The sequence below is a fragment of the Streptomyces sp. SAS_281 genome (assembly GCF_052542855.1).
Genome location: NZ_JBMNDO010000101.1, coordinates 17,914 through 28,818, shown reverse-complemented (window position 1 = coordinate 28,818; position 10,905 = coordinate 17,914). Strand labels below are relative to the sequence as shown.

10 protein-coding genes and 1 pseudogene are annotated in these 10,905 nt (G+C 67.9%); 6 read left to right on the top strand and 5 right to left on the bottom strand.

Annotated elements, in window-relative coordinates:
- Positions 1 to 213: 213 nt before the first annotated feature.
- A complete protein-coding gene (locus ACN6LM_RS29155) occupies positions 214 to 1,299 on the bottom strand; it encodes a tyrosine-protein phosphatase (RefSeq protein ID WP_445068372.1) in 1,086 nt (361 codons plus the stop codon).
- A gap of 557 nt (positions 1,300 to 1,856) precedes the next feature.
- Positions 1,857 to 2,099, bottom strand: a complete 243-nt coding sequence (locus ACN6LM_RS29150) for a hypothetical protein (RefSeq protein WP_445068371.1) — start codon at positions 2,097 to 2,099, stop codon at positions 1,857 to 1,859.
- Between the two features lie 307 nt (positions 2,100 to 2,406).
- Between ACN6LM_RS29150 and ACN6LM_RS29145 the strand changes: the two genes are divergently transcribed.
- Entirely contained in the window at positions 2,407 to 4,413 is a 2,007-nt protein-coding gene (locus ACN6LM_RS29145) for a hypothetical protein (RefSeq protein WP_445068370.1), read from the top strand.
- A gap of 503 nt (positions 4,414 to 4,916) precedes the next feature.
- Here ACN6LM_RS29145 and ACN6LM_RS29140 read toward each other — a convergent pair.
- Positions 4,917 to 5,665: pseudogene (locus tag ACN6LM_RS29140) on the bottom strand (class I SAM-dependent methyltransferase).
- A gap of 313 nt (positions 5,666 to 5,978) precedes the next feature.
- Positions 5,979 to 6,473: a DinB family protein gene (locus tag ACN6LM_RS29135; RefSeq protein ID WP_445068369.1), complete on the bottom strand. Its 495-nt coding sequence runs from the start codon at positions 6,471 to 6,473 to the stop codon at positions 5,979 to 5,981.
- Between the two features lie 203 nt (positions 6,474 to 6,676).
- Between ACN6LM_RS29135 and ACN6LM_RS29130 the strand changes: the two genes are divergently transcribed.
- Positions 6,677 to 7,147, top strand: coding sequence for a hypothetical protein (locus ACN6LM_RS29130; protein WP_445068368.1), 471 nt, complete (start codon positions 6,677 to 6,679; stop codon positions 7,145 to 7,147).
- A 436-nt stretch (positions 7,148 to 7,583) separates the two neighbouring features.
- Here ACN6LM_RS29130 and ACN6LM_RS29125 read toward each other — a convergent pair whose 3' ends face one another.
- Positions 7,584 to 7,916, bottom strand: a complete 333-nt coding sequence (locus ACN6LM_RS29125; RefSeq protein ID WP_445068367.1) for a hypothetical protein — start codon at positions 7,914 to 7,916, stop codon at positions 7,584 to 7,586.
- 277 nt (positions 7,917 to 8,193) lie between these two features.
- Between ACN6LM_RS29125 and ACN6LM_RS29120 the strand changes: the two genes are divergently transcribed.
- From ACN6LM_RS29120 to ACN6LM_RS29105, 4 genes are all read left to right on the top strand, one after another.
- Positions 8,194 to 8,358, top strand: coding sequence for a hypothetical protein (locus tag ACN6LM_RS29120; RefSeq protein ID WP_445068366.1), 165 nt, complete (start codon positions 8,194 to 8,196; stop codon positions 8,356 to 8,358).
- Positions 8,358 to 8,732, top strand: coding sequence for a toxin Doc (locus ACN6LM_RS29115; RefSeq protein WP_445068365.1), 375 nt, complete (start codon positions 8,358 to 8,360; stop codon positions 8,730 to 8,732). The genes ACN6LM_RS29120 and ACN6LM_RS29115 overlap by 1 nt, the downstream gene beginning before the upstream one ends.
- A 461-nt stretch (positions 8,733 to 9,193) precedes the next feature.
- Positions 9,194 to 9,949, top strand: coding sequence for a ZIP family metal transporter (locus ACN6LM_RS29110; RefSeq protein ID WP_445068364.1), 756 nt, complete (start codon positions 9,194 to 9,196; stop codon positions 9,947 to 9,949).
- Between the two features lie 187 nt (positions 9,950 to 10,136).
- Positions 10,137 to 10,886: a hypothetical protein gene (locus ACN6LM_RS29105; RefSeq protein WP_445068363.1), complete on the top strand. Its 750-nt coding sequence runs from the start codon at positions 10,137 to 10,139 to the stop codon at positions 10,884 to 10,886.
- The last annotated feature ends 19 nt before the right edge of the window (positions 10,887 to 10,905 follow it).

The following is a 10,905-nucleotide window of genomic DNA, read 5'->3' as shown; positions in this document are numbered from 1 at the left end:
CCCTCCCCCCCCCCCCCCCCCCCCCCCCCCCCCCCCCCCCCCCCCCCCCCCCCCCCCCCCCCCCCCCCCCCCCCCCCCCCCCCGCGTCGCGGGGCGAGCTGGCCGGGCTCAGCCGACAGGCAGCGATCCAGCTCTCCGGGCTCAGCCGGCCGGCGGGTGGCGAAAGCGGTCGCCGGGCGCAATCGGCCGGGGTCGCGTCTCGGGGCGTCCGGTTCAGCCGACCAGCAGGTCGCGCTTCAGGTCGCGGATGTCCTTGGAGTCCAGGCCGAGCGCCCTGTTCTCGTACGACCTGAACGAGCCGAACCTCTTTCCGACCTCCTGGAAACCGGAGTTGAGGTACTCGGGACGCACGTCCATCAGTGGCTTGTAGATCGCGGCCTGCGCGGTGGGCATCGAGGCGAGGGCCTGCGCGTTGGCCTTGGCGCGGTAGTCGTTGGAGGCGAGGTAGTCCTCCATGACCGTGAAGTGCGGCACACCGAGTGCCGTGAGCAGGGCCGCGTTGGCCCAGCCCGTGCGATCCTTGCCGGCCGTGCAGTGGAAGACGACGGCGCGTGAGCCGTCGTCGGTGATCCCGTCGAAGACCGTGCGGTAAGCGGCCCTGGCGGTGTCGCCGCCGACCATGAACTTCTCGCCCTCGATCATCATCATCACACCCTCCTCGGCGGTGGTCGGCATGGTGGTCGTGGGCGAACCGCCCAGCACGTCCGCGACGACATGGGCGGCTCCGGGCGGGACACGGTCGGCACCGGCGGTGCGTTCGGACTCCGTGCGCAGGTCGTAGACGGTGTGGATCGACAGTCGGCGGAGCTTCGCGAGGTCGGCGTCGGTGAGCTTGTCCAGGGCGTCGGAGCGGTAGATCTCGCCCATCTTGACCCAGTGGCCGTCGGCGGTGCGGTAACCGCCCGCGTCACGGAAGTTGACCGATCCCTCAAGCTTGACGAGCCGGTCGGCCAGGTGCAGGGAGCCACCCCGCTCGGGCACCAGGTCGAACCACTGGCGGTCCGCGGGACGCAGCCCCCGGACAGTGACCTTGCCGGTCGAACCACCGGTGGCGACGGTATGTCCGTTGGCCACGACGGCGACACGGCGCACGCCGGGCGCGTTCCACTCGACGATGTACGAACCGTCGTCCCGCGCGGTGACCTCGGCGTGGGTGAAGGGGATGCGGGGGGAGGCGTGGGATCCCCAGTCGCTGGGGGAGGGGTTGCCGTGGGCGGAGACCGCCGGTGTGGCCGTGCCCACCAGGAGGGCGGCGGCCAGGGCGCAGGAAGCGGCCTTGGCCCGAGTCATGTGGTTCATGCACGCATCTTCTGAGTGCTCGACGATGACCCGCGTAATGGGTGGTGAACGCGTCGGGAACCCGGCGCGAAAACCAGGATCGGCCCGTCCGCGCAGGCCGGAGGCTTGTCCAGCGTCATGAACAGCCCGTTGCAGCTGTCTGGGATACGTGGCGCGGGGGAAGGGATGGTGGACAGGGCTGAGTGGCGACAGTTCTGAAGAGCCTGGCATCCGACGGGGGATCAGATGCCGGCCGTCGCCGCGGGCCGCAGGACCGCGAAGACCTACGACTGCGCCGGGCGCCTCTCCTACGCCAAGGAAACGAACACCTCCTCCGGCGCCCGTACCGCGGCCTGACTGTACTGCCAAGGCCGCCTCCTGCCCCACCAGTGCCACCGACGGCTACCGACGACGCCTCAGGACTCGACTCGAAGAGCGGTTCGACCACCGGCTGGTCCTACGGCAACGCCGGCAACGAAACCAGCGCCGCACCGGCCGGAGGCACTGCCCCAGTGCCCCAGCGGGGAAGCCTGATAGGCCCACGAACAGCTCATCAGCATCACCGCCGACGGAACCGCCTACCAGGCTAGAAGGTCCCGACAAAGGCGTTGGACGTGGCGGTGGGTGATGAGACAGGTGGCGAGGCCGAGGAAGGCTTCGTGGATGTCGTCGCGTCGAGCGGCCCTGACGTGGCTGATGCCGATGACCGCCCTCGACCAGTCCAGCTGTTGCGCCAAGCGCAGCTTCTTGGGCAGGACCAGGTGGAGCCGGTCCCAGACGCCGGCCTCGTTCCATGCGGCAAGCCGTCGCCGGCACGTCATACCGGAGCCGGAGTTCCTGGGGCAGGTCCTCCCGCTGGAACCCGGGATGGAGCACGAACAGGATTACGCACAGAGTCTGGCGGTCAGGCAGCTGGAGGCTCGGGGAGGGGCGACGGTCGTGTCCGTGGCACGGTTTCGGTGACGCAAGCATGTGCCTTCCCTTTGGAGCGCCACTCCAGCTGACGGCCCCGGCCTTTTGGAGCACATCGGCGTGCGGGGTGGCCCGGGCGAACCTAGCGTGCCCATGTGGAGCCCGTTCGATCCCGAGCCGTCGGGCGCAGCCCGTTCTGACCCGAAGGATGCGCCTGTGCTGAAGAAGATTCTGTTGGCGTTGGGGATCGTGCTGGTGCTGCAGAGCTTGTTCGTTGTCTGTCTGGTCAGTGCGCTGCAGATCCTGGCCCCGCGGAGCATGCCGTTCGGGGTGACGGGTGCCTCCCCGGTTGTCGACGCGGTGACATCGAAGGTGTCGCTCGAGAGGGTCACGTACACGGACGAGGCAGCCGTGAGGAAGGCCATCGATCAGAGCAAGCTCTACGGCGCCTATCTTCCCCTAACTGCGGGCGACAAGTTGATTGTGGTGCCCGCGAAGAGCTTCTTCGGGCAGGTGGAACTGGAGGCCGCGTTCAAAGCGGCGGCCAAGGAAGCCGGCCGGCCGCTCTCGGTGCAGACGGTCAAGCCTCTGCCGCAGCGGGACCGTCTCGGGGGCGTCGCGGGCCTGCTCATGCTCCCGGCCCTCATCGGCGGATACCTGGCGGCCGTGCTCCTGCAGAAAACGACTACGACTGCGGCGGCTCCCTGGCGCGTGGCCATGCTGGTCGGCTACTCGGCCGTCGGCGCCCTGGCCACCGACTTGATCGCCGGTCCTGGAATCGGGGCCTTCTCCAACGACCGCTTCTGGCCGCTGCTGCCGTGTCTGTTCTACGTGACCGTCGCCGTTTCACTGGCCGCGGCGGCTCTGCAAAGACTCGTCGGTGCGCTCGGCACCCTGCTGGTGGTGATGCTCTTCATCATCGTGGGCGGTGCTTCCTCCGGAGGAAGCGGGCTGAGCCTGCTGCCTGACTACTGGCAGCACATCGGCGCCGTACTGCCCCCTCAGAACGCCATCACCCTGATCCGCAACGTGCTGTATTTCGACGGGAACAACATCACCACACCGTGCATCGTGCTGGCCGTCTACACCCTTGTCGGAGGTGCCGTCGTCAGCCTCCTGGGCTGGCGGCCCGCCAGGGCCCGGGGCAAAGCCTCGGATAATGGGATTGCGCTGGGTGATGCCGCGCCCCCGGCTCATCAACCCGGCCCCTCGAGCAGAACCATGCTCGTCCGAGCCCTCATCGCGCTCGTGCTGGCGGGCATCATGCAGTGTTTGTTCACCGCGAATTACATGACCTCCGGCCACTCACCCGTAGCCAGCGACCTCCCGGTCGGCGTGACCGGGACGTCCCCGGTACTGACCGCCGCCCAGAGGAACATCTCCATCAAGGTCCACACCTACAAGGACGAAACGGACGCGAAAAGCGCTATCGACCGAGGCCGGATTTACGGGGCCTTCATCCCGGGCCCCTCCTCGAACACCCTGCTCGTCGTACCGTCCCTCAGCGACGTAGCGCCCCTGGACCTCGCCGACAACTTCGAGAAAGCCTCGAAGCGCCTGGGACAACCCCTCACGGTGCACCAGTACGCGCCCCACCGACTGGCGAAGAAAGACCCCTTCGGCCTGGTTGTTTCACTGATGATGGTTCCGTTGTTCATCGGCGGCTACATCAGCTCGACCATGCTCCGCACCGCGACCGGGACATCCGCAGGGCCCTGGCGAGTAGGCATTCTCGTCGCGTACTCCGTGATCGCCGCGCTCGTGCTCGACCTCATCGTCTGCTACTGGCTTCAAGGCATTCCCGCCGGCAAGTTCTGGATCACCTGGCCCATCCTCGCGCTGGTTATGGCCGCCGTCGCCTGTGTCACCGCCCTCCTTCAAAAGCTCCTCGGCGCCGCCGGAACACTCGTCACTGTCATCGTCGTCGTCCTCTTCGGCAACCCGTCCTCCGGCGGAGCCAACGGCGTGCCCTACCTGCCCCGCTTCTGGCAAGACATCGGCCCCTTCCTTCCACCCCGCAACGCCTACATCCTGCTGCGGAACACGCTCTACTTCGACGGCCACGAAACCACCCTGGCCCTCGTTGTCCTCCTGCTGTACCTGATCATTCCCGCCGCGGTTCTGAGCTTCCTCGGATGGTTCCGAACACCACGCCTCCCGGTCACCCCGCAGACCGAAGTCGAAGCCGCCGCCGTCACCGTCCCCGTCGGCGCCCTTCCCTAAGGGCTGTCCCACAATTCCCGGCGGGCGCACGACGACAGCTACGGCACTTCGCCGCGTTGTCGAGACGCCCGAATACATCCAGTGTGCGGGCGCCTCTCCGCCTTGCGATGCGCCGCATCCGACGCCGCGCGCTGATCCACCAGGAATTGCGGGACAGCCCTTGGCCCGAGCCCACGGCACACTCGGCCACACGGGGCGTCGGGCCTCTGGCGATGTCGGGCAGTGCCACCCACGCGTGCACACCAACCTTGACGCTGCTGACCGATGTTGGCGCGCCCCGTCGCAGCACCGCCCGGTGTCCGGCCTCCGCCCGCAAGATCATGGCATCACCCCAGCGCAGCTGGAATGCCCCCGCCCAGCGGTTGACGTACGAGATCGCGGCAGGTGGCTCTGTGCGTGAGGTAGAGGTTGAGACGCTTGCCGTGCCGGGTGGGTGCTGTGGCCCGCGCAGTAGCGGGTCAGCCATGGCCGGTGCTGGTGGCTGCTTGTGCTGCGTGGAACGGTCAGAGCGGGTCGGCCGTCCTGTAGACGGAGACGTGGGAGCGCGACTCCGCGGTGAATTCCTCTCCGGCCCAGTCGGCATGCCTGGACTCCAGGGTCATTCCTGCCAGCTCGGCCATGAGGTCAAGTTCAGCCGGCCAGATGTATCGGTGTGGGCTGCGAAACAGACTGACCTCACTGCCACTCTCGGAGTCGAACCCAAAGTGGTGCGAGACGACCTGCTGGCGCAGGACATCGTAGGTGTCGAGCCCGATATAGCCCGGCGCCGACCCAAAAACCACGCCCGGCTGGCCGGGCGGCAGCTTGCGAAGCTCGGGAACCCAAAGCTCCACGACGAACCGCCCGCCCGGCGCGAGGTGGCGTGCGGCATTTCTGAAACAGGCAACCTGCTCGGCCTGCGTGAGCAGGACCGAGATGCCGTTGTAGACGAGGTAGACGAGCTGGAACTCGCCCGGGACGCGCGCAGTAGTCATGTCGCCGACGACGACCGAGATGGCCGCCTCGTCCACCTTGGTGCGAAGCTCATCGAGCATCGGCTTCGACAGCTCGATGCCACTGACCGGGACTCCGCGCTCCGCGAGCGGCACTGCCACCCGTCCGGTCCCGATGGCGAACTCCAGCACCCGCCCGCCCCCGGCGAGCTCCGCCAGGCGGTTCACCGTCGGCTCCAGCACCTCCGATGCGAACATGCCCGTCCCAGGGGTGTCATAGCTCTGAGCGGCTTGTCATCCCAGATCTCATTTTGAAGCATGAGCAGCGATGATCGACCACCGTCCGAGGAACGTCAACGCACTTTCTCCACAGCGGAGATGAGGGCGCGCCACCGCAGGCTCCCACTCGGTTCAACGATGGCACCCCGAGAAGCATCGGCGAGGCTCTATGTCCGGGCCAGGCGCCATGACGTAACCTCCCCCTCTCGCACGCTGGCCAACACCTCGGGCGGACTCACGCAGTCACAGTGATCACGACTCGATACGCGCCCTAGTTTCGACCGGGTTGAGCAACGAGGCATGGGGCGGGGGATCCAGTGGACGTGCCAGATTGGGTGAGCAACGGGCCACTGTTCAAGCGGCTTGGATCTGCTCGCGCAGGATGTCCGCGTGGCCGCAGTGCTGGGCCAGTTCGCGCAGCATGTGGAGGTAGATCCAGCGCATCGGCAGCGGACCGCGCCGGTTTCCCCGTACGACATCGTCCAGCGACAGCTCCGCGGCGGCCTTCCGCGATGCCTCGCAGGCTTCCCTGTATGCGAGCTGGACTGAGGCAACGGTATCGCCGTAGTGCAGGTCGAAGGACTCGTCGGGGGTGTCAGGAATGCCGATTTCGGCACGCGGCCGGCAGGCGATCGCCTCGTCGAACCAGACCTTCTCCACGAACGTGGCGTGCTTGACGAGCCCCAGCAGCGTGGTTTTCGATGCCACCACCGACTGCCGGGCCTGCTTCTCGGTGAGCCCGTCCAGACTGGCGTGGAGGGCGGCCCGGTGCTCATCGAGGAACGTCTCGAACTGCTCGCGCAGCGGGGCAGGGAAGGTAGCGGGGTCTGTGGTTGATTGGAAGTCCATGACAGCAGACCTTAGCCTCGGGCTCTAGTGACCTGAGTCAGAGATTCGGTGGCAGTAGGCGGCGACTTTGTCGAGAATCTCGTCGGCGGTCGGGACTGCTGCATGGATAGGTGACGCCTGACCCGGCTTGCTGAGATGTGGCCTGGATACATGTTGCGGTGCCCAAGCCGTTGCCGAAGGGGTTTCGCGAGGTTGTCGTGCGGGTGGCGCGCAACCGCGAGCCCGGCGTCACTCTGGAACAGATTGCCGACTTCGGCGATCACCCGACCACGCTGTCGAAGTGGCTGCGCCGCGCCGACACCGACGAGGGCGGCGCCAAGCCCACGACGGCAGCGGGGGAGTCGGCCGACCGAGCCGCTCGCGCGCCGCCGCTGTTCGCCGGCCACCGGCTCGGGCCGTCGTGGATGCTGTGCCCCTCGGCCACGGATCCCGCGGTCGCGCGGGAGTGGCTGTACGAGTGGACCGAAGTGCCCGGGGGCGAAGGTGTCGCGGTCAAGAGTCTGACGGGCCGCAACCGGCCGGGCGTGCGCGGCTGGACCAGGGCCCCCCGCAGGAATTCCGCCGAAGCCCTCATCGGCGACCTCGCCGGCTTCCTGCACCGGCCCCAGGTCCTGCTCCTGGGCCGCTTCGACATCACCGGACGCTTATGCCTCGCGGGCAGGACCGTCCGCTGAATCCCGGCCCGGCCCGAGACCTCGCCGACCACCTCACCGCAGCCGGCCCCGAACGCCCCCGGGTCGGCGTCCGCTTCACCGCGTCCGGGACCAGCCGTACATCCCTGGAGCCCAGGCCTGGTCGACCCCGTGCTCGTCGCGGAGATCGGCGCCGACGTGTCACAGGACCACGGAGGCTGGCGCCACCCGCTGCGATACGAACGCCTCCGCCCGGGCGCCGATGCAGCTGATGTGCCGGCGTTCGGTGAGACGCGGTGACTGCACAGGAGGACCCCGTGGTGCAGACACATGTAGACGGCCTCTGCGCGCGCAGGCCGTCTCGACCGCGCTGTACAGACTGGCGATGTCTCGGGGGTCGCCCAGGCACAACCGGCGAGATACGCAGCAAGCCTCGGGGCGCTCACGACGCCCCGAGACAGTCGGCTTGGATGCGCTACTAACTGTGGAACTTCATCGAACGCACAGGAGCCGAGACGCCCCACACGACCTGCTGCTCAGGTTCCAACTGGGCGAAGTAGCCTTCGCACTCCGAGCCCGCATAGAGCACAACGGTCGTGTCGGTGGCGTTGGCGGCCAGCATCACGCCGCCGTCCAGCTTGATGCACGTGTCGTTCGGCGGATCGAAGAAGTCGACCTGGGCCTGGTTGTCGCCCCGCAGGTAGTAGAACAGCCCTGACGCGGCCTGGGCGCTGGTCGACAACCCTGTCACCAGCACGAGCGCCGAGCCTGCAACGACGGCCATCCTGGCGAGCCGTTTCACGATGTGCATGAAGGAACCCCTTCTCCTGAAAGCGGGTGATCCCCGCTTTACCTGTCCAAGGGTTGTCTCCAGTGCGGCAGCGAGAGCGGAGGCATGCCGCACTCCTTACCAAGATCACTCCTAAGCGGTCGTCCCCGGACGCCGAAGCCGCTCGAACGACCCTGCCAAGTGAATGCGGACCGCGCGCCAGTTCACCGACAGGTTGACGCCCGGGAACGGGCCAGCAGGTCGATTGCCGCGGAGCTGAGGCCCCGACCCGCCCGGCTGGCCGGCAGACCTCTGTCCGGTGAACCTTTCTGAGTACGTCCACGACCTGCCCCTGCGCGAGCGCCCGCGCCGCCACTTCGTCCGCTACGCCACCTCCTGGGGCGAGACCCACGGCGACGAGTTCGATGACGCCTTTCCCGACGAAATCCCGCCCAGCCAGGAACGCGGGGCGGACGCCGCCTGATGATCCTCCACATCGACGTCCCCTGGTTCCTGGACGTCCAGGAACAAGCCGTCCCCGAAGACGTCAGCGTCGCCGACTACTCCGCCCTCGTCGCAGCCGTCGCCCGCCACAGAACCAAGATCCCGCGCCCCGCAACCGCCGACCCGGACCCCGTCTGGCGCGCCGCCGCCCTCCTGCACACCCTCATCCGTCTCCAGCCCCTGCCGTACCGCAACAGCCTCTACGCCTCCCCGGTCACGGCCGCGTACATGCACGCATCCGGTGAAGGCATCGACCCCCCGTACGGCGCCATGGTCGACCTCGTCCGCGACATCCGCGACGGCAAGAGCGACGTCTACCAGGTGGCCGCCCGCATCCGCACCTGGCGCATCTGACCTCAACGTGCAACCGACGGCTATCGCCGAGGTGGAACGCCAGGCCCGTCGCGGCCTGCCCTCCCACAATCCGGGCAGCACACCGCCCTGCGGTGGCCGAGGCCGGAGCGTGCGCCCCTGATCCCCGCGATTCTCTGCTTCCGCCCGCACGGGGCAGGGACGCGCAGAGCATCCATGCCACCACCAGCCCTCGCATCCACGGGCTCGGCCGCCCGCCCGCGCGCACCCCGTCTGCCGGGTGTGCCGATAAGCCGTTGCACTGCGTGCTGGGCGCTTTGGAACAGAGGGACGGATGCCGGGACGGTGTCGGCTCGACCTGCCTGGAGAAGGTGCTGGAAGGCGAAGCATCCGCCCGGCCGGTCGGAAGCGCGCATTGCCTGATAGGTGGTGCGGACCCATTGGTCGCTACGGCTGGCGGCAGCAGGACGAGAGGAGCAGGAGAAATCGGGTAGCAGGCTGGCATGCCTGAAATCGTTCAAGCCGGAGCGTGGGGTCTTCTTGCGGGTTCGGCGTTGCTGGTCGGTGCGTGGATTGGGTTCCGGCTGCGTGTTCCGCAGAAGGTTGTTGCCTCTGTCATGGCTTTCGGGGCCGGGGTGCTGATGTCGGCCGTGTCGTTCGAACTGGTCGACGAAGCCTACGAGCAGGCCGGCCTGACGCCGGCAGTGATCGGCACGGTGGCAGGAGCGGTGGCCTACACACTCGGCAACGCCGTGCTGGCCCGCCGCGGTGCACGACACCGCAAACGGTCGGGACACGGGCAGGCGCAGCCATCCGAGGAGCAGCAGTCGGGCTCGGGCATGGCGCTGGCCCTCGGTGCCTTGTTGGACGGCGTTCCGGAGTCGGCGGTGATCGGGGTAAGCCTTCTGGATGGCGGTGCGGTGAGCCTGGTCACGGTGGCTGCGGTGTTCATCAGTAACGTGCCGGAAGGGCTGTCCAGTTCGGCGGGGATGCGGAAGGCCGGCCGCAGCAAGGGATACGTCTTCGGGGTGTGGGGTGGCATCGCGGCCGCGAGCACCCTGGCCGCAGTCCTCGGCTACGCGGTCGTGGGCGGCATGCCCACCAGTGTGATCGCCGCCGTGACAGCGGTTGCCGGCGGCGCGATTCTCGCCATGCTCGCCGACACCATGATCCCGGAAGCGTTCGAAGACGCACATCTGGCCATAGGACTGATCGTGGTGTCAGGCTTCTTGGTCTCCTTCGCGCTCTCCCACGCCTGATACTCCACGAGTCGCTCCAACGCTGCGGCGCGTGGCGTCGCCGGCCGCGCCCCCTCGGGAGGGGCGGACAGCAGGGCTCGGCCTCCCTCGCCTGCCGACGTCGGGGACGCGCACGCCGCAGCGGCTTATCGTTCGGTCCGCACGCATAGGCGTCCGATGATGAAGACTCGACCAGCACATGGAGACGATGTCGCTCTTCGACCGCGCGGGGAGGGCAAGGCCCGCGATGGCAGACAAACTGCGCCGGGCCGTGGGCCCCTGCTTTCCCGTAGGGGCTCGTGCGCCGCCGCCGGCGACCGCGTCCGACTGTGGGGGCGAGGTCTATCTGCGGGGCCTGCTGCTGGACGAGCCGCAGATGCTCATCGCGTCCTGGACCGGCGCCTGCCCCCCCCTGTCACCGCGACATGCCAGGCCCCGCACCAACGTGACCAAGCACTACCAGTGCTGTGACCGGCGGATCTTGAACACCCCGCGTGAAGACGGCAATGAAGCCGGCTGGACTTTGCCTGGACCCGGCATGGTCAGGCGACACCGGTCCGGCGACTATGTAGGCACCTTCGGGCCGGGCGTTATTCGCGTTCCGGGCCTCTTGCGGTCTGAGCGGAGCGACACCATGGCATGGGTAGTAGGAACGGGCGCGCTCCTGGGGCTTTTGGCGATCGCAGCGGGAATCGTCACGCTTCGGACAGGGTGGATCGTGCCCATTGCGCAGCGCCACGTCACCAGGCAGCAACTCCACGGCCTCGGAGCCCTGCTCACGGGCACTTCCGTCGTTCTGCAGAGCCTCTTCTACTTTCGAGTCCTGCCGAACATTTCCTGGGAGGCCCGTTTCCTCGGCGGAAACGCCCTCCTGTTTTCGGGGCTGGTCCTGATTGCCCTCAGCCAGCTGCTTTCGCTCCGCCGAGGCCACGATCACCACGGGACCACAGGTGTTTGAAGGGGTCGGTGGATCACGG